This window comes from Methylobacillus gramineus, from assembly GCF_020532675.1.
Classification (GTDB): Bacteria; Pseudomonadota; Gammaproteobacteria; order Burkholderiales; family Methylophilaceae; genus Methylobacillus; species Methylobacillus gramineus.
Window position 1 is genome coordinate 427245 of sequence record NZ_JAJAVE010000001.1, and the last position, 19269, is coordinate 446513.

The 19269-nt window shown below is 50.7% G+C and carries 13 protein-coding genes; 3 read left to right on the forward strand and 10 right to left on the reverse strand.

Annotation, left to right across the window (positions count from 1 at the left end):
- Positions 1-11 precede the first annotated feature (11 nt).
- From yegD to LG201_RS02055, 3 genes are all read left to right on the forward strand, one after another.
- The gene (gene yegD, locus LG201_RS02045) at positions 12-1271 is read left to right on the forward strand and encodes a molecular chaperone (protein ID WP_226770517.1); all 1260 of its coding nucleotides are present in this window, start codon (positions 12-14) and stop codon (positions 1269-1271) included.
- Between the two features lie 243 nt (positions 1272-1514).
- Positions 1515-5912 (forward strand): PAS domain-containing hybrid sensor histidine kinase/response regulator, encoded by a 4398-nt coding sequence (locus LG201_RS02050; RefSeq protein ID WP_226770518.1) that lies wholly within the window; start codon positions 1515-1517, stop codon positions 5910-5912.
- An 18-nt stretch (positions 5913-5930) separates the two neighbouring features.
- Entirely contained in the window at positions 5931-7022 is a 1092-nt protein-coding gene (locus LG201_RS02055; protein WP_226770519.1) for a response regulator, read from the forward strand.
- A 68-nt stretch (positions 7023-7090) separates the two neighbouring features.
- Here the strand turns inward: LG201_RS02055 and LG201_RS02060 are convergent, their stop codons facing one another.
- From LG201_RS02060 to guaB, 10 genes are all read right to left on the reverse strand, one after another.
- Entirely contained in the window at positions 7091-8686 is a 1596-nt protein-coding gene (locus LG201_RS02060) for an ABC-F family ATPase (RefSeq protein WP_226770520.1), read from the reverse strand.
- A gap of 48 nt (positions 8687-8734) precedes the next feature.
- A complete protein-coding gene (locus LG201_RS02065; protein WP_264193253.1) occupies positions 8735-9340 on the reverse strand; it encodes a nitroreductase family protein in 606 nt (201 codons plus the stop codon).
- Between the two features lie 14 nt (positions 9341-9354).
- The gene (locus LG201_RS02075; RefSeq protein WP_226770521.1) at positions 9355-9852 is read right to left on the reverse strand and encodes a GreA/GreB family elongation factor; all 498 of its coding nucleotides are present in this window, start codon (positions 9850-9852) and stop codon (positions 9355-9357) included.
- A gap of 294 nt (positions 9853-10146) precedes the next feature.
- Complete coding sequence (locus LG201_RS02080; RefSeq protein ID WP_226770522.1) at positions 10147-12573, reverse strand: TonB-dependent receptor; 2427 nt, start codon at positions 12571-12573, stop codon at positions 10147-10149.
- A gap of 107 nt (positions 12574-12680) precedes the next feature.
- Positions 12681-13640 (reverse strand): FecR domain-containing protein, encoded by a 960-nt coding sequence (locus tag LG201_RS02085; protein ID WP_226770523.1) that lies wholly within the window; start codon positions 13638-13640, stop codon positions 12681-12683.
- A gap of 6 nt (positions 13641-13646) precedes the next feature.
- A complete protein-coding gene (locus LG201_RS02090; RefSeq protein ID WP_226770524.1) occupies positions 13647-14150 on the reverse strand; it encodes a sigma-70 family RNA polymerase sigma factor in 504 nt (167 codons plus the stop codon).
- Positions 14151-14327: 177 nt separating this feature from the next.
- A complete protein-coding gene (gene trpS / locus LG201_RS02095; protein WP_226770525.1) occupies positions 14328-15353 on the reverse strand; it encodes a tryptophan--tRNA ligase in 1026 nt (341 codons plus the stop codon).
- A gap of 51 nt (positions 15354-15404) precedes the next feature.
- Positions 15405-16967 (reverse strand): glutamine-hydrolyzing GMP synthase, encoded by a 1563-nt coding sequence (gene guaA, locus LG201_RS02100; protein WP_226770526.1) that lies wholly within the window; start codon positions 16965-16967, stop codon positions 15405-15407.
- 59 nt (positions 16968-17026) lie between these two features.
- A complete protein-coding gene (locus tag LG201_RS02105) occupies positions 17027-17752 on the reverse strand; it encodes an SIMPL domain-containing protein (protein WP_226770527.1) in 726 nt (241 codons plus the stop codon).
- Positions 17753-17769: 17 nt separating this feature from the next.
- On the reverse strand, positions 17770-19230 hold the full coding sequence (guaB, locus tag LG201_RS02110) for an IMP dehydrogenase (protein WP_226770528.1): 1461 nt from the start codon (positions 19228-19230) through the stop codon (positions 17770-17772).
- Positions 19231-19269 lie beyond the last annotated feature (39 nt).

Consider the following 19269-nt stretch of genomic DNA (forward strand, 5'->3'; position numbering starts at 1 on the left):
GGTTGTGAATAATGCATTGTGGCATCGATTACGGTACGTCTAATTCTTCCATTGGTATTATCAGGGGTGGTCAAGTGGTGCAGGCCATTCTTGAGGGGAGCAGTCATTATCTGCCTTCAGCGATTTACCGTGCGATTCCCGAACATGAGTTGCAGGAAGACTATGAATCACTGACCATTCGTCAGCAGTTGGGCAATGCCCAGGGGCTGTTGTATGGAACCGAGGCGATAGATGCTTATATCCGTAATCCTGGGGATGGACTATTCATGAAGTCGCCCAAGGTATTTCTCGGCAGTGACCTGAATAAGGATCAACTGGATTTTTTCCAGATCATTATTGCCAAGATGATGACGCATATCCTGGAGCAGGGGCGTGCTTATTATCAGGAAGAGATCAGGCAGGCAGTGATAGGCCGGCCTATCCGTTATCATGGGATTCATGGCGAGAAGGGCGATCGTCAGGCATTAGGCATCATGGAACAGGCTGCGGGGCAGGCTGGACTGGATGACATCATATTTATGTATGAGCCACTGGCCGCGGCGCTGGATTATGAGCAGACCCTGGATGCGGATGAGGTGTTGCTGGTGGTCGATGTGGGTGGAGGGACGACGGATTGCTCCGTGGTTAAGGTGGGGCCTTCATTCAATATGAAGAAAAACCGCGATGACGATTTGCTGGCGTATACCGGCAACCGGATTGGGGGGGTGGATCTTGATATCAATCTTGGCTGGCACAGCATCATGCCCTGGTTTGGCAAAGATACGGATGAGCTGCACAACAAAGCCTATGATGCGATCTCCGTCAATAGCATTCCCAGCCAGCAGGCGTTTTATTCACGCTTTGAGATGCCAGTGCACGGCAAGGCAGATGCAGCCCGTCAGCGTTTGCATCAGGTCTGGCTACACAAGCTGAGCAATCACCTGGTGAGAAGTGCAGAAATGGCCAAGATTGCATTATCCGATACCGTAAGTCATGATTTTAGTCTGGACTATATCGAAGACGACCTGACCATCAGTGTGTCACGTGAGGATTTTCGCCAGGCGATAGATCGATCTACCGAGAAAATCCGCAAAGTGATTGAGGATGCATGTCAGGCCAGTGACACTGTCATCGACAAAATTTATCTGACCGGTGGATCTGCTGTGTCACCGGTGATTCAGCAAGTCATACGCAACGTCATGGGCGATGCCATTCCGTTTGTTTCCGGCAATATGCATGGGAGTGTGGCATGTGGTTTGGCAACTTTTGCCGAGCGGCATTTTGCCCGGTGATCGCGCTGGATGGTAATAAAATTAAAGTTCTGGCAGGTTTTGCCGGTAATAATAAACTGGTAGTCTGCTTTTCTGCATGAGGAATGGCTGCCTGGCTCTAAAGGTCATCAAATAATAAACAGTACTCGTCAGTCAGCCATGCGCCTTGGCATGGATGGATTGTAAATACCAGTAACAAGCATAGTCGACAAAATGGTGGCTTAAGCCGCTGAATAATAAGAGACGGAATCTACGAAAGTGCTTATGGTTAAGATACAGCATGACCGGATATTGGCATTCAGCGTGTTTATCTTTGGCGTGGTCATTACTGCGCTTCTCGCGCGCGCCCAGTATTACAACTCTGCCTTGCATTCACGCCAGCTTGAGTTGGTGCAAACCGCCGGGCAAGAGCTTCATCACACCATACATTCCGAATTACAGCATGCTGTTGATTTCGTACAGACGACGGCCTGGCTGTTCAATGCGAGTCAATCGGTCAGTCGTCGTGAGTTCCGCGAATTTTCTCTTCGTGCCATTGCCAATAGTCCCTTGCTTGATGAACTGCAATGGCGACCCAGGGTGACGGCTGCGCAGCGGCAACAATATATTGATGCCGCGCGCAAGGATGGCTTGACCGAATTTAATTTCCTGCAGCTGGATCCAGCGAGTGGCCGCTATGTGCCAGCCACTACACGCTCTGAATATTTCCCGATTTTTTACACTGAAATGATAGGCCTGAAAGCCGCTGCCCCATCACTAGTGGGGATAGATACGGCAGTATCCACTACCGATCTGGATGCCGTCAGGAGTGCGATTGATGATGGGGTTGAGGTGACGGCTTCTGTGATAGAGGCAAGTGCTGGCAATCAGCATGCTTCGGTTTTGTTGGTGCATGTGCCCGTGTTTGACAATGAGTCCATCTTAACCAAAACCAACCAGAATCTTAAAGGCTATGTGTTAGGTCGCTTATCGCTGGATAAGCTGTTCCAGGAGGTGGAACAAAAAGCGGAATTGCTTGGTGTGGATGTTTTCCTGCTGGATAGTAATAACTTTCAGCAGCCCATATTCCATGTGATCGGGCGGGACAGTGATCTGAAGTCATTCGATTTTAGCCGTCCTTATCAACATGATAATTTCGATATTGCCCTGCCTTTTAAACTGGCCGGGTTTGATTGGCAATTGATTGTGCATCCACGGCCTGCGTTATTGCTTAATCATGCCGGGCTGGTGCTGTTCATCATGGCGGTAGGTTTTGCCATATCCTTGTTATTGGGATTGTTGGTGTATCGCATGCTGCGTGAGCAGCGGGCGGTGAAAGCGTCCCAGGAGCTGTTGGAAAACCTGACGGGTAGCCTCCCTATCGGGGTATTCCAGACATTTTCCACGCATGGACGTACTTTGCGTTTCAGCTTTGTGAATCGAAGCGCCAGCCAGATGTTGGGTGTCTCAGCCGACAGCATGACGGAGAAGTGGGAAAACGCATTTATCCATGTGATACATGAAGATAAGCCCAAGCTGGTGGAAGAGTTGCGCCAGGCGAAGCGCAGGCAGCGACTGTGGGAAGGCGAGTTTCGTGTTCATCTGGATGATGGAATTCATTGGCTGCATGTACGAGCAATCCCCAAGCGTGGCTTGGGTGGGGTGCTTTTTTACAGTGGGTATGTTGAGGATATTACCGAGCGTAAGCGTACTGATCTTGAAACCAAATCCCAAAGTATGTTCCTGCAACAACTGATTGATAACATTCCCAGTCCTTTATTCTTCAAGGGTACAGACAGTCGTTTCCTTGGCTGTAATCGTGCTTATGAGCATGAGTTTGGTGTCACCCGTGATTACATGGTAGGTAAAACCGTACTGGAGCTGGAGTTCCTGCCTTACGAGGATAGAGTGGCTTATCAGAAGGAAGATGAGCATGTAATCAAGACGGGGGCCACCATTCACAAAGCGCTTTCCCTGGAACTGGCCGATGGCCAGATACATCAAGTCCTGTATTGGGTGAGTGGCTTTCATTTGCCAGACGGATCGCCGGGGGGCATGGTAGGCTCAATTGTGGATATTACCGCACAGCGTGAGGCGCAAAATGCCCTGAGTGTGGCGATTGATCAACAGAAGGCGATTCTGGACTCCGCTCCACTTGGCATTATTGAGCTGAAAAACCGTAAGGTTATCCAGTGCAACCGCAATTTTGAACGCATGCTGGGGTATGCGAAAGGCGAGTTGATGGGTCGCTCTACCCGGGATTGGTTTTCCACTGACCAGGGATACCAGCAAGTGGGTGCGCTAGGCTATGAGGTGTTGCGTCGGGGAGAAACCTATACCGATGAGCATCAGTTCATACGCAAGGATGGTAGCCAATTCTGGTGCCGTATATTCGGGCATGCGGTCGATGCGAATGATCCAGAACATCATAGTGTCTGGCAGTTCGAGGACATTACAGAAAAGCGCAAGGTTGAGGAGCAACTGAGGCAGGCTCGAGATGCTGCAGAGGAGGCTACCCTGGCGAAGTCCATGTTCCTTGCCAATATGAGCCATGAAATCCGTACCCCAATGAATGCTGTCATTGGCCTGGCGCATCTCGCCTTAAAAACAGAGCTGACGCCCAAGCAGCGTGATTATCTCGGCAAGATCCATAGTGCCGGGATGTCATTACTCTCAGTGATCAACGATATTCTGGATTTCAGCAAGATTGAGTCCGGGCGTATGGATCTTGAGCAGATCGAGTTTTCGCTTGATCAGGTGCTCAACAGTGTGACCAATACTCTGGCTCATGCCGCGAGTGATGGCGGGCTGGAGCTACTTTTCGATGTGGCTGACGATGTGCCGCGCAACCTGATAGGCGATCCCTTGCGCCTGGGGCAGATATTGCTGAACCTGGTCAGCAATGCGATCAAGTTTACGCACGAAGGGGAAGTCATCATTCGATGTCAGTTGCTGGACTCCAATGATCAGCAAATCAAGCTGCAGTTTTTTGTGATTGATTCTGGTATCGGCATGGATAACGATGCCTGCAATCGTTTATTCCAGCCTTTCACTCAAGCTGATGGATCGACCACGCGTAAATATGGTGGCACCGGACTGGGTCTAACCATATGTAAACGTCTGGTTGGCATGATGGGCGGCGATATCTGGGTGACTAGCGTTCCAGGGCAGGGTTCTACCTTTACCTTCACCTCCTGGTTTGGCAATGGTGCTCCAGCGAAGCCTTATATCCTCATTAATGAGCTGAATGACCTGCATGTCTTGATTGTGGATGACAACTCGGTGGCACGCGGCATATTGGCGGGACAGCTGAGTTTTCTGCCGTTTAGACTGAGTTATGCCAGCTCCGGTAGTGAAGCGGTGGCGCTGGTCAGGGAGTTGCAGCATCAGCAGCCGATAGACTTGGTATTGATGGACTGGAAAATGCCCGGCTTATCCGGCATGGAAGCTGCGCGGCTGATCAAGCACGATAATAGCCTGTCCAAAATACCGGCCATCATCATGGTCACGGCCTATGGGCGTGAAGAGATCAGGCGTGAATCTGAAGATTTGAATCTGGATGCTTTCCTGGTCAAACCGGTAAGCCAGTCTTCCCTGATTGATACGCTAGTGGGCTTATACAGCTCGGTGGTGTCTGAGCAGTCATATGCCTTGCCTAATTCAATCTATGATCTGAGCGGCATGCGTTTGTTGGTGGTCGAGGATAACGACATTAACCAGCAGATTGCCAGTGAGCTCTTACAGTCGGTAGGGGCGGTGGTTGATATTGCTGACAATGGTCAGGTGGCACTGGATAAGCTGATCGCAACACCCGCTGGCTATGATGTGGTGCTGATGGATCTGCAAATGCCAGTGATGGATGGCTATGCGGCCACTACGGCGATTCGTTCGGATGCGCGGTTTGATCATCTGCCGGTGATTGCCATGACGGCTCACGCCACACTTGAAGAACGTCAGCGTTGCATTGATCTTGGCATGGCAGGGCATATCACCAAGCCGATAGACCCCGATTTACTCTATCAGACCTTGTCTTACCTGCATCCCCACAAGCAGGGAGATACATCATTGATGGTTTCAGAAACAGGAGGATATTCTTTGCTTGAAATTCAAGGATTTAATGTGTCCGATGCCCTGCGCCGAGTCGCAGGCAACCAGGAGTTGTATATCCGGCTATTGAAGCAGTTTGCCGCTACCCAGGCGAATGTAGCCGTTGAAATACGCCAGGCACTGGAGGAGGGCAGAACGGAAGATGGCGTACGCTTAGCCCACAATTTAAAAGGCGTTGCCAGTAATCTGGGGGCCATGGCATTAGCCGAGGCCGCTGCAGAATTGGAGCGTTCATTAAGAGAAACAGTGGGAGTTGAGCTGGCAGTGGATTTGCTTGAATCAACCCTGGCAGATGCCATTGAGGCCTTGGCACCGGTATTGGGGCAACATCAGCAACATGTAATACCGCTACAAACAGTCAGTAAGCAGCATGGGAATGCAGTCTTGCAGCAGATCAACCAATACCTGGAAGCACGGGATGCCTCTGTGCAGGATTATATTGAGGCAGAGCGTGCAACCTTGAAAGCGATTCTGCCGCATCAACAACACCAGAAATTAACTGAACTTATCAGTTTTTATGACTTTGATGCTGCTCTGTTATTATTAAAACCTCTATTGGCGACAACTCCTCATTAGACGATCAGGATAAACGCAATGAATGAAATTCCGGATAACATCAACAAACAAACAATTCTGGTCATTGATGATGCGCCTGAGAATCTTTCTGTTATCAATGCCTTACTGAGGGAGTTTTATTATGTCAAGGTCACGACAAAAGGGGCTGACGGCCTGAGGGTAGCTCAGTCACAGCCGCAGCCATCATTGATATTGCTGGATATCATGATGCCTGATGTGGATGGTTATGAAGTCTGTCGTCAGCTCAAGGCCAATCCCCTGACAGAACATATCCCGGTTATTTTCCTCACAGCCAAAATTCACATGGAAGATGAGCAGCGCGGATTTGACGTAGGCGCTGTCGATTATATTGTGAAGCCGATCAGCCCCCCCATTGTGCTGGCACGGATACAAACGCATTTGTTCCTCAATGATCAGCGGCGTTTTCTGGAGTATCAAGTAGAACAACGTACCCGCGAGATTGCCTTGACTCAGGATGTCACCATCTTTGCTTTGGCTTCTCTGGCAGAAACCCGGGATAACGAAACAGGTAATCACATACGCCGGACCCAGACCTACGTGAAGTTGATTGCTGAAAAGCTATGTGAGCAACCTAAATATGCCGCCATGCTGACACCAGCGGTGATTGATATGTACTATAAGTCCGCTCCCTTGCACGATATTGGCAAGGTCGGTATTCCTGATCGAATTCTGCTCAAGCCTGGCCCATTAAGCGAGGAAGAGTATGAGGTCATGAAAACGCATTCCAAGTTGGGCGCAAATGCCTTGATTGATGCAGAGAAACTGATAGGGCGTAAAAACAACTTTCTGCAATGTGCGCGTGAAATTGCCATGTGGCATCATGAGCACTGGGATGGTTCCGGGTATCCAGATGGCTTGAGTGGTGAGAATATTCCCCTGTCCGCACGCTTGATGGCGATTGCGGATGTCTATGATGCCTTGATCAGCGAACGTGTGTACAAGGGGCCTATCCCCCATGAGGTTGCCATCCAGATGATGGTGGAAGAGCGCGGAACCCATTTCGATCCTGAAATGATTGATGCTTTGGTGGCGATTCAGGATCAGCTCAGACAGGTGGCAGAAGAGTTTGCAGATAGGATTACTGGATGAGAAGGGGTAGACATAAAAAAAGGATTGCGTAGCAATCCTTTTTTTATCATGCGCGTACTACATCTTCATTACTCAACACCCTGACTTGCAAGATAGTCTTCATAATTTCCACTGAAGTCTGTAATGCCATCGGCCTTGATTTCAATAATGCGCGTGGCTAGTGAGCTGACGAATTCACGGTCATGACTGACAAAGAATAGCGTGCCCTTGTACTTGTCCAATGCAGTATTGAGCGCCTCAATGGATTCCATGTCCATGTGGTTGGTGGGTTCATCCATCAGCAGCACATTGGTGCGTGCCAGCATCAACTGGCCATACAGCATGCGGCCTTTTTCACCACCGGACAGGACTTTGACAAACTTCTTGGTATCTTCACCGGAGAACAACAAACGCCCCAGCATGCTGCGCACTGACTGATCATCGTCGCCTTGCTGAGTAAATTGTGACATCCAGTCGAACAGATTGAGGTCTTCTTCAAATGCGTATTCGTGATCCTGTGCAAAATAGCCCAGCTTGGCTTTGTCAGTCCATTTGATCTCACCATGCTGCGGTGTTAAATCCCCTGCCAGGCAACGCAGGAATGTGGTTTTACCAATACCGTTCTCACCAATAATGGCCACTTTTTCACCGGCTTCAAAGATGAGTTCCACATCGTTGAACAATGGGCGATCAAAGCCATGGCTGACTTTTTTCAGCTCCACGGCATTACGGTGCAGTTTTTCACGCTCATCATATTCAAAGCGGATGAATGGATATTGACGGCTGGAAGGCTTGAATTCCTCAATCTTGATCTTGTCGATCTGCTTGGCACGGCTGGTGGCCTGCTTGGCTTTGGAGGCGTTGGCAGAGAAGCGGCGCACGAATTCTTGCAAGTCGGCAATCTGTTGCTTGGCCTTGGCATTGTCCTTGGCCTGTTGTGCACGTGCCTGGGTCGAGGCTTCCATGTAGTCATCATAGTTGCCTGGATAGACCGTCAGCTTGCTGTAGTCCATATCCGCGGTATGGGTACATACCTGGTTCAGGAAGTGACGATCATGCGAGATGATGATCATGGTGCAATCACGGTTGTTCAGCACGTCTTCCAGCCAGCGTATCGTGTTGATGTCCAGGTTGTTTGTGGGCTCATCCAGCAGCAGGATGTCCGGGTTGGCAAACAGGGCCTGTACCAGCAATACGCGTAGTTTCCAGCCTGGAGCAACAGCGCTCATGGGGCCAGTATGCTGTTCAATGGGGATGCCCACACCTAGCAGTAATTCCCCTGCGCGAGCTTCTGCGGTATAGCCGTCATATTCTGCATAAACGCCCTCCAGCTCGGCGGCACGCATATAGTCGTCTTCGGTGGCTTCCGGGTTCATGTAGATTTCGTTCTTTTCTACATTGGCTTTCCACATCTGCTCATGGCCCATCATCACCACGTCAATCACACGCTGATCTTCATAGGCAAACTGGTCCTGGCGCAAAAAGGCCATACGCTCATTGCTATCCAGCGCGATATTGCCCGATGTTGGCTCCAGCACACCGGCCAGAATTTTCATATAGGTTGATTTACCACAGCCGTTGGCCCCAATCAGGCCGTAACGGTTGCCATCGCCGAACTTGACGGAGACGTTTTCGAATAATGGCTTCGCGCCAAACTGCATGGTGATGTTATTACTGATTAACACGGTGTTTTCCTAAAAAGCCTAAAATGTTCTGGGTGTAATGATCTGTGTTTATTTGAATTTGTTGCGAATAACGACTTCGTCCAGTGCCAGTTGCCCACCGCGAGGGTTGGCTTCCTTGATTCCTTTACCGATCACCACATACATGACAGGCGTATGGTCGCTTGGCAGGTTCAATAATTTGGCTACGGCATCAAAATCAAAACCATCCATGGGGCAAGAGTCATAGCCCATAGCCTTGGCTGCCAGCATCAGCGTCGTGGCTGCCATGCCACAAGAACGCATGGCTTCATCACGTTGCACCTGGGGTTTATCGCGGTAATAGTTGCCGATGGCATTGACCAGGTAATCCTGCACCGGCTGCTCTGCATGGCGCCAGTATCGGCGTGGTTCCTTATCCCAGGCATTCAAGTCCGCAGTTAATACCACCAGTAAGGAAGCTTCAGTGACCTGGGCTTGTCCCCAGCTCACCGCGCGCACTTGCTGGCGCAACTCAGGATCCTGGACCAGGACAAAACGCCAGTTCTGGATATTGAACGCAGTCGGGGAGAGCACTGCCAGCGACATTAGTTGTTCAATCTCTGCCTCAGACATCGTATGGCTGGCATCATATGCCTTAACCGAGCGGCGAGTCTCGATTGCATTGATTACATTCATCTTGTTGAATTCTTTCAATAACGGATATCAATAATTTCTAGTTCAAGATCACCAAGCGGGCGTTGCCATGTCACGCTGTCCCCAATTTTCTGGTTAAGCAGGGCTCGGGCCAGGGGAGACACCCAACTCACACTGTTGGTGGCGATATCGGCTTCATCTTCGCCTACGATCATAAAAGTGTGCGTATCCCCGACTTCATCTTCCACTTTTACCGTGGCCCCAAATAACACCGTATCTGAGTGTTGCTGATGTGGGTCAACCAGTACAGCGGATTCCAGTCGTGCATGCAGATAACGAAGATCACGGTCTATCATCGCCAGCCTTTGCTGGGCCACAGGATCATCCTTGCGGGAGACCAAGGGAGAGCGTTCTGCTTCAAGTTTGCCAGCCGCATCTGCCAACTGCTTTAGCCCAACAGGCGTTACATAATTGGCTTGTCCGCTAATGGGGCGTTCAGGCAGATCCGTGCCTGCGTGCTCCAGATCATCCTCTTTTACAAATCCACGGCTCATGGCTCATGATCCATAAAACCTTGAATTATAACCCAACTCGCAGTGGCTGGGGTTTGGAAGCTTGTTGGGATATGAGGGCGTATGACTTATTTTGATTAAGCAGAGAGCTCTGATTGGGCAATTTCGTTGAATTGAGGCATGAGAGGAGCATTCATGCCACACACCTCATTAATCTAAGTTGATTTAGACAATCTTGAATCCACAATGCCCTGCTCAGCAGGGCATTGTGAGTTAAGGCTGAATTGATAAGCATGCGATTGGTGTTCCGCTGCATGCCAGCCGCGATGCTTACACTTAAAAATCCGCAGTGACAGAGAGCAAGACAGTGCGTGGCGCACCTACCGTCAAACCTTCTCGCGCTGCAGATAGCCAATAATTCTTATCGAACAGGTTCTCGATTGTACCCCTGACGGTGATGGGTGTTTTTCCGGCAACAAATGCATATCGTGCTCCGAGGTCATAACGCGTCCAGGTTGGGATCTTTTGTGTATTTGCAGCATTTACATATTGTGGGCTGGTGTGCAACATACGGGCGGTCAATGTCAATCCTGGAATGGAAGGGATATCCCATTCACCGGCAATATTGAATTGCAGCTTGGGCACCGCGGGGGCTGTATTACCATCGTTAGTGCCGCTTTCTGTTTGGGTGAGCTTGCCCTGGGTCCAGGATAGGCCACCTAGCAAACGCAGATGATCAATAGCTTCGCCTTGGGTAATCAGCTCAATGCCACGATTGCGCTGTTCTCCGTCCATATCAAACCGTTGCGTGACAGGGTTGGTAAATCCGGCTGGACGTTCAATCTGAAATACGCTCAGAGTGGTAGCAAATCTTCCGAAATCATATTTAACGCCAGCCTCGTGCTGTTTGGATACTGCAGGGGCAAACATTTGGCCAGCATTAGTCGTGCCATTAGGGGCTGTCGACCCCTGGTTCAGTGCCTCAATGTAATTGCCGTAGAAAGACAGTTGGTCTGTGGGTCTGATCACGAGCGCAATAGCAGGTGTTAAGTCAGATTTGTCGTAATGATCAGTCCTGATACCGGTAGTGCCATTGAAGTTTGAAGCTTCGACTTGCTGAAGCCGGGCACCAAGAGTGAGTTGCACCTTGCGGTCTGCCAGGGAAATGGTGTCTGCAATGGCCAGGCTACGAAGCCGAGATTCACTTGTCTTCGGCAGATTGCCATTCAGCGCCAGGATCGGTTCGCTAAAACTTATTGGAGAGTAGATATTGGAAAATGAAAAGGCGACGTTGGGAGAGCGTAACAATCTGTTTTCTTGAGAAAAGCTGTTGATGCTGAAAACCAATTCATGTTCAACTGGCCCGGTGGTGAACTTGCCTTTAACTCCTGCTTCCGCCGAAAGATTCTTGATGGCTTCATCAAGGCGATAAGGCCTGAAAGCTAGCAGACCATGTGTATCCCGTAACTGCATCTGCGTTTGCAGGCTTTTGAAGTCATATTCTTTGCCACCAAGTGCACCATAAATAGTCCACGCAGGGGTTATATCGAACTCAGCACGTACAGCACCTGATACTTCATTGGTTTTCCAATAGGTCCATTGTTGGATGAAGTTTTTATCGGCATCTGGTGCAGAAGAAATCTTGCCTGTTGAAGGAGCAAATAGCAGGCCACCGCGGCCTTGGGTATTACGGTGTTGATAGTTAAAATCACCTTCGATACGCACACGCTCACCCTGGAAGTCCACTCCGATGGCAATTGCATCCAGGCTTTCATTTGCGTTATCAACGGGGGTATCGCCGGAGCTGGTCATCGCGTTGACACGAACACCTAGCTGTTGCTCTCCGCCAAAGCGGCGGGCAACGTCAATATGGCTCCCCAACTGGTTATCATCAATATAGGATAGTGTCAGGCGATTGAGGGGCGTAGTACCCGCGCGTTTAGGCACCAAGTTAATCGAACCACCAACCGAGCCGGCAGGCGCCATGCCATTCAGTAGAGCATTGGGGCCTCGCAGTACTTCCACACGTTCAATACCAATCAGTGAGCTGGTGTTGCGCGGAGTAACGCCATAGAGACCGTTGTAGAGCACATCATAGTTAAAAAGCGTGAAGCCTCGAATGTTGAATTCATCGCGCCCCGAACTACGTGAGTAAGTATTACGAACCGATGGATCGTTCACAAGCACATCGCCTATGCTTTGTGCCTGCTGATCTTCGATCAGCTTGGCGGTGTATTGAGTGACGCTGAAAGGCGTATCCAGGATATCCTTGTTGCCCAGTAAGCCTAGCCGCCCACCGCGCGCTGTCTGCCCGCCTGCGTAATCAGGTGGTAGCTTGGTTGCAGATTCTGCATGCGTGGTGACTGCAACCTCAGGTAGCTGGGTGGTAGCACTTGTCTGGGGTGAGGGGGAAAGACTTGGGCTTTTGATCAGGGAATACTGGTTATTCGGGTTCTTTTTTGCCGCAAGTCCGGTGCCTGTCAGCAGGGTGTCGAATGCCTGTTCTACAGTGTAACGGCCATTGAGGCTTTTGGATTGTTTACCCGCAGTTTGTTCTGGTGTGAAGGTAAGGATTACGCCTGATTCACTGGCAAGGGTTTGTAGCGACGTTGTTAGCTCACCAGCCGGGATGGCATATTGTTTGGTGGCTACCTGTGCGGCACCTGAAGACTCTTCCGCAATGGCAGCTTGATGTAAACCTGTCTGCAATGCGATGAGCAATGCAAGCTGCAGTGTGCTCTGTTTGTAATGAACTCGTTTCATGTTATTCCCTGATTGTTGATTAATGCACTACATCAGGGAGGTCACTTGAGAATGAGAATCGGGCAGAGTTTTTCAAGAATTTTTTTAGGATGTCTTCAATGACTAATTTAACTAGGGTCGCTGGCTGTGATACGCACCCAGTAACGGGTGCGATAGACGATATTGACGGGGAGTGAGTTGGTGATGGCTTCGAGGGCTTGTGAGGTGTCATTGAGGGCGAATACTCCTGAAATTTTCAGGTCTGCTACCTGCTCATCACACAGGATGAAACCGGGACGATAGCGTTCAAGTTCTTGTGCCAAATCGCCCAGGCGCATATTGGTGGCGAACAACTGGCCTTTGCTCCACGCTGCTGTCTGGGCGGGTGCTTTAGTCACGGCGTGGACTTGATTGGCTGAAAACCAAGTGTGTTGATCTGCCTGGATGATGGTGCCCGCTCCTTGTTTGGGCGCGATGTTGACTGCCCCCTCAAGTACAGTCACCTGCGTATTATGGTTGTTGAGCCTGACGGTGAACTGCGTTCCCAGCGGCTGGATATTGCCGTGGATGGTAGCGAGCTTAAATGGGCGTATATCTCCATGCAGGTGGCCTGTTGTTACCATGACTTCACCGCTACGCAAAGTGACCGTGCGCTGGGTGCTGGTCAAGTGAACATCAATTGCACTGCGCGTATTCAGCACGATCCGGGTGCCATCTTCCAGCTGGAGTTCTTTCAGCTCTCCTGTGCCAGTGCTGTAATCGGCCATATGAAGCTGCCATGATTCAGTTTTGCTGGAGAGCATGCCACCGCTGGTTAACAAGCCTAACCAGGCCAAGGATTTGAGGGTGGAGCGCCTTGAGGTGGAGTGTAATTTGGATAAAGTCTGGTAAGCGGCGTTGCCATTCAGACGATGCAGGTTGGTGCTCATGTGTTCAATATGCTGCCAGGCACGTTCATGTTCCGGATCTGCATGCCGCCATTGGCGTAATCGTTCTGCATCTTGCGAGCTGAGCCCTTGATCCATGCTGAGGGTGAGCCATTCTGCTGCTGCCTTGGAAACTTCTGGTGAAAAGCTGGGCGGAGGCATGGCGGATTACAGCATAGAGAAAAAGCAATGCTGGTTAGCACGGCTGAGGTATTGCTTGACCGAGCTGGTGGACACCTGCAGCACCTCGGCAATTTCTGCATAGGATAATCCTTCAAGATGTGCGAGCAAGAAAGCCTGCTTGGCTCGATGAGGCAGGCTGTTCAATGCTTGATCTATCTGCTGCAACAATTCCAGTGCCAGCGCACGTTCTTCAGGGGAGTGGGCTTGTGCTTCAGGCAGAGAGGCCAGTGCATCCAGATAAGCTTCTTCAATGATTTGTCGCCTGTGGTAGTTTGCCACCAGACGTCGGGCAATTGTGGCAAGAAATGGTCGCGGTTCCCGTATATCCTGCATGTTATCGGCATTGAGGATGCTCAAGAAAGTATCTTGTGCCAAATCTGCCGCTTGTTCTGTTTCCTTGACCTTGCGTCGTAACCAGCTAAGCAACCAGGAATGATGGCTGCTGTAAAGATGGTGGAATACATCTCGAGAGAATTGAGGGGCTGGCATGAAAATGATAGTGCTAGATGTTTATTTGCAAATAATTATCATTTTATATTCTGTTTGGGTAGATGTATAGGAATGACTTCGTGTCACCGTGCTCGGTGGAGCATTGGAGTTGCACATAATAAAAAAGCGGCCTGAAAAGGCCGCTGATGTCATTCAGTTGAACAGTGTTAATGCAGATCAGAAATAGTTAAGCCCTAATGCTGCCTTGACCTCATCTGTGGTCTTGGCCGCGACTTCTCGTGCCTGTTCAGTGCCTGAGCGTAACAGCTGCAATATGTAACCTTTATCTTCTGCCAGTTCTGCACGGCGAGTGCGGATTGGCTCCAGCAATTCCTGCAGCACAGCCTCCAGACGCTTTTTCACAATACTGTCCGCGAGGCCGCCGCGGGTATAGTGGGCTTTCAGTTCTGCAATGGCAGCTTTATCGGTATCAAAAGCATCCAGGTAAGTGAAGGCTATGTTGCCTGCAATGTGGCCGGGGTCTTCAACTTTCAGGTGTAAGGGATCGGTATAGACTTTCTTTACAGCCTTGGTAACTTCGTCAGCTGTGGCACCAAGATTGATAACGTTGCCCAGTGATTTGCTCATCTTGGCCTTGCCATCAATACCAGGCAGGCGGCCCAGTTCGGGCACCAATGCTTTTGCCTCAACCAATATCTCGCTTTTTGTTGTGGCATTTTTGTACAGGCGGTTGAAGCGGCGCACTATCTCGTTGGTCTGCTCTATCATCGGGATCTGGTCTTCACCCACCGGCACAAGTGAAGCCTTGAATGCGGTAATGTCTGCTGCTTGGCTTACAGGGTAAGTCAGGAAGCCAGCCGGAATGTCGCGCTCAAAATCGCGCAGGCGGATTTCTTCCTTGACTGTGGGATTGCGCTCTAGTCGGGCAACTGTCACCAGGTTGAGATAATAGAATGCCAGCTCGGTAAGTTCAGGAACCTGTGACTGGATAAATATGGTGGAGAGCTTGGGGTCAATACCGACTGCCAGGTAATCCAGGGCAACCTCAATCACGTTGCGGTGCACCTTGTCGATGTCATCCATGTTGTCGGTCAGGGCCTGGGCATCGGCCAGCATTACATATTGCTTGTATTCATGCTGATAGCTGACACGATTGCGCAGGCTGCCGACAAAGTGGCCCAAGTGCAGTGGGCCGGTAGGGCGATCGCCAGTGAGGATAATAGGTTTTGGTGGAGTGCTCATAATCTTGTTCTCTTTATTCAGCAAACATCGCGATGCATTAAGCAGCGGAGTTTATTCCCACTCAATGGTTGCAGGTGGCTTGCCGGAAATGTCGTATACCACGCGGTTGATACCACGGACTTCATTGATGATGCGATTGGATACCTTGCCCAGCAAATCATAAGGCAGTTCTGCCCAGTGTGCAGTCATGAAATCACTGGTAACAACTGCCCGTAGCGCAACGACGTAGTCATAAGTACGGCCATCGCCCATCACGCCCACGGATTTCACTGGCAGGAATACGGCAAACGCCTGAGACGTCTTTTCATACCAGCCGGAAGCGCGCAGTTCTTCAACGAAAATATGGTCAGCGCGGCGCAGCAGCTCTGCGTATTCATGCTTGACTTCACCGAGGATACGCACGCCAAGGCCAGGGCCAGGGAATGGGTGGCGATAGACCATGTCATGCGGCAAGCCAAGTGCTACACCCAGTTCACGGACTTCATCCTTGAACAGTTCACGCAATGGTTCGAGCAATTGCAATTTGAGGGTGTCCGGCAGGCCTCCCACATTATGATGACTCTTGATGGTGTGCGCTTTCTTGGTCTTGGCACCAGCAGATTCAATCACGTCAGGATAAATGGTGCCTTGTGCCAGCCATTTGGCTTGTGGCAGCTTGGCAGATTCCTGCTGGAATACTTCAACAAACTCACGACCTATGATTTTACGCTTGGCTTCAGGGTCAGTTTCGCCTGCCAGATCACCCAGGAATTTTGCGCTGGCATCGACGTGAATCACTTTCACACCGAGGTTCTTGGCAAAGGTTTCCATGACTTGTTCGGCTTCATTGAGGCGTAACAGGCCGTTGTCCACAAATACGCAGGTGAGCTGGTCGCCAATTGCTCGATGGATCAATGCGGCCGCCACGGACGAGTCCACGCCGCCTGACAAGCCGAGGATGACCTGGTCGCTACCCACTTCTTCACGGATGCGTTGCACGGCAGTTTCAACATAGTCCGGCATGTTCCAGCTTTGGTCACAGCTACAGATGTCATGCACAAAACGGCTGAGCAGCGCCTTGCCCTGCTTGGTGTGGGTGACTTCCGGGTGGAACTGGACAGCATAGAAGCGGCGTGCTTCATCTGCCATACCGGCAATCGGGGTGGAGCTGTTGCTGGCGATAATCTTGAAGCCTGCAGGTAATGCAGTCACCTTGTCGCCATGGCTCATCCAGACATCCAGCAGGCCGTGGCCTTCTGCATTATTCTTGTCCTGAATATCTTTCAGCAGGGCAGAGTGGCCCTGGGCGCGAATTTCAGCATAACCAAACTCACGCTTGGCGGCATTTTCTACTGAGCCGCCTAACTGCGCTGCCATGGTTTGCATGCCATAGCAGATGCCCAGTACAGGCACACCAAGCTCAAACACGCTTTGCGGCGCGCGTGGAGTTTCATCTTCGTAGACCGAATTAGGGCCTCCGGAAAGAATGACGCCAGCTGGATTATATTCACGGATAAAGTCATCGCTGACATCCCATGAGTGCAACTCACAGTAAACATTGGCTTCACGCACGCGACGTGCGATCAGTTGGGTATATTGAGAGCCAAAATCAAGAATCAGTATTTTCTGTTGCATGGGAGGTCAAGCGCTTGAATAAGTGTTGGAAAAGCAGACTAAAGTTAAGAACGGCAGCCTTAGTCTGAAAGATAGTACTCTACAGTGGAGACGACGCGTACCTTCTTGATATGCGCCGTACCGGCATCGCGGTTTTCTATGCTAAAGGTACCCTGGTTGGCACGCTTGATCTTGCCCAGCGTGCTATCAGAGTCTTTGGCAAACTTATTGGCAGATTCACGAGCGCTCTTGGTGGCTTCTTCAATCATGGCAGGCTTGATGTCATTCAGCTTGCTGTAAATGAACTGCGTGTTATAGCTGTCACCCGCAATCGGGATGCCTTCTTTGCCAAGGTCTGCGATCTTGATCATGGTGTCGCGCACCTTGTCTACCTTGCCAGAGTAAACCGTAATGCTGGAGCTGGCAGTGTAGCGATACTTGGAGCTGGCACCCGCATCACCATATTCACGCGCCTGTTTATCGACGACAGAAGGTGCCGAGATTGTGACTTCGCCATCAGCAAATCCATTGCCCTTGAGAAAACTGACCACACTGGCATTTTTTTGCTGAATGTTTTGGTACAGAGCACCCAGATCGTTGTCGGCCACACTAAACGTAATAGGCCAGATTGCGATATCAGCTGCCACTTCACGCTCGGAAAGGCCTTTGACCTCCACCGAGCGTTCCAGCTTCTTGATATCCAGCGCACTTTTGGACACCTGATATCCCAAGCCGCAAAGCCCGGCAAACAACAAAATGCCGAGAATTGCAGAAGCGGGGATTAAACGATGGTTATCAGTTGCCATTGTGGCCTGTCCCTTGATCAATCAATACGATAGTTAGGTGCTTCTTTGGTGATCTGCACGTCATGCACATGTGACTCACGCATACCGGCGGAAGTGATCTGTACAAACTCAGCACGGGTGCGCATTTCCTCGATGGTGCTGCAACCGACATACCCCATGGAGGCACGCAAACCACCCATCAACTGATGGATCACGGCAAGTACGCTACCTTTGTATGGTACGCGGCCTTCAATACCCTCAGGTACCAGCTTGTCCGCATTGCCATTGTTATCCTGGAAGTAACGATCACTAGAGCCTTTTTCCATGGCACCGATAGAACCCATGCCACGATAGGACTTATAAGAACGGCCCTGGAATAATTCAATTTCACCAGGTGCTTCTTCGGTGCCGGCAAACATGCCACCGAGCATCACGGAGTAGGCGCCTGCTGCAATGGCCTTGGAAATGTCACCAGAGAAGCGGATGCCACCGTCAGCAATAAATGGGACGCCCGTACCACGCAAGGCCTCTTCTACATTGCTGACCGCGCTGATTTGCGGCACGCCAACACCCGCCACAATGCGGGTAGTACAGATAGAGCCAGGGCCAATACCAACCTTGACACCATCAGCGCCTGCATCCACCAGGGCTTTAGCTGCACTGGCAGTGGCAATATTGCCGCCAATGACTTGCACGTTTGGAAAGTTTTTCTTGACCCAGTTGACGCGATCCAGCACGCCTTGGGAGTGGCCGTGGGCAGTGTCTACCACGATCACATCCACGCCAGCTTCAGCCAGCGCCGCTACGCGGTCTTCAGTGCCATCACCCACACCAACGGCAGCACCTACACGTAGACGACCCATGTCGTCTTTACAGGCCAGTGGGTGGTCACTGGATTTCTGGATATCCTTGACGGTGATCAAGCCCTTGAGCTCGAATGCGTCATTGACCACCAAGACACGCTCAAGACGGTGCTTGTGCAGAAGTGCTGTAGCCTCTTCCAGGCTGGCGCCTTCGCGCACGGTTACCAGGCGGTCACGCGGTGTCATGATGTTAGAGATGGATTGATCAAGGTTGTTTTCAAAGCGCAAGTCACGGTTGGTGACAATGCCGACAACTTTGTTGCCATCTACCACTGGCAGGCCAGAAATCTTGTGCTGGCGGGTCAATGCCAGTACGTCGCGGACAGTCAGATGTGGCTGGATGGTGACAGGATCATGAACCACGCCTGCTTCAAAGCGTTTGACGCGCGATACATGGGCAGCCTGGGCTGCAATGGTCATATTCTTGTGGATAATCCCCATGCCGCCTTCCTGAGCCAATGCGATCGCCAGTGGTGCTTCGGTGACAGTATCCATGGCAGCAGAAATCAGGGGGATATTAAGACTGATGGAGCGGGTGAGTTTGGTGGCGAGACTTACTTCGCGAGGCAGCACGTTGGAGTGTGCAGGAACCAGTAAAACATCGTCGAAAGTAAGCGCTTGTTGCAACAGACGCATAGGATATCTTTCCGGCAAAAGCTAATTATACCGATTAGT

Bases quoted from the DNA above. Each gene is read 5' to 3' on its own strand.
- yegD (WP_226770517.1), top strand. From the start codon at position 12: ATGCATTGTGGCATCGATTACGGTACGTCTAATTCTTCCATTGGTATT.
- LG201_RS02050 (WP_226770518.1), top strand. From the start codon at position 1,515: ATGGTTAAGATACAGCATGACCGGATATTGGCATTCAGCGTGTTTATC.
- LG201_RS02055 (WP_226770519.1), top strand. From the start codon at position 5,931: ATGAATGAAATTCCGGATAACATCAACAAACAAACAATTCTGGTCATT.
- LG201_RS02065 (WP_264193253.1), bottom strand. From the start codon at position 9,340: ATGAATGTAATCAATGCAATCGAGACTCGCCGCTCGGTTAAGGCATAT.
- LG201_RS02075 (WP_226770521.1), bottom strand. From the start codon at position 9,852: ATGAGCCGTGGATTTGTAAAAGAGGATGATCTGGAGCACGCAGGCACG.
- LG201_RS02080 (WP_226770522.1), bottom strand. From the start codon at position 12,573: ATGAAACGAGTTCATTACAAACAGAGCACACTGCAGCTTGCATTGCTC.
- LG201_RS02085 (WP_226770523.1), bottom strand. From the start codon at position 13,640: ATGCCTCCGCCCAGCTTTTCACCAGAAGTTTCCAAGGCAGCAGCAGAA.
- LG201_RS02090 (WP_226770524.1), bottom strand. From the start codon at position 14,150: ATGCCAGCCCCTCAATTCTCTCGAGATGTATTCCACCATCTTTACAGC.
- trpS (WP_226770525.1), bottom strand. From the start codon at position 15,353: ATGAGCACTCCACCAAAACCTATTATCCTCACTGGCGATCGCCCTACC.
- guaA (WP_226770526.1), bottom strand. From the start codon at position 16,967: ATGCAACAGAAAATACTGATTCTTGATTTTGGCTCTCAATATACCCAA.
- LG201_RS02105 (WP_226770527.1), bottom strand. From the start codon at position 17,752: ATGGCAACTGATAACCATCGTTTAATCCCCGCTTCTGCAATTCTCGGC.
- guaB (WP_226770528.1), bottom strand. From the start codon at position 19,230: ATGCGTCTGTTGCAACAAGCGCTTACTTTCGACGATGTTTTACTGGTT.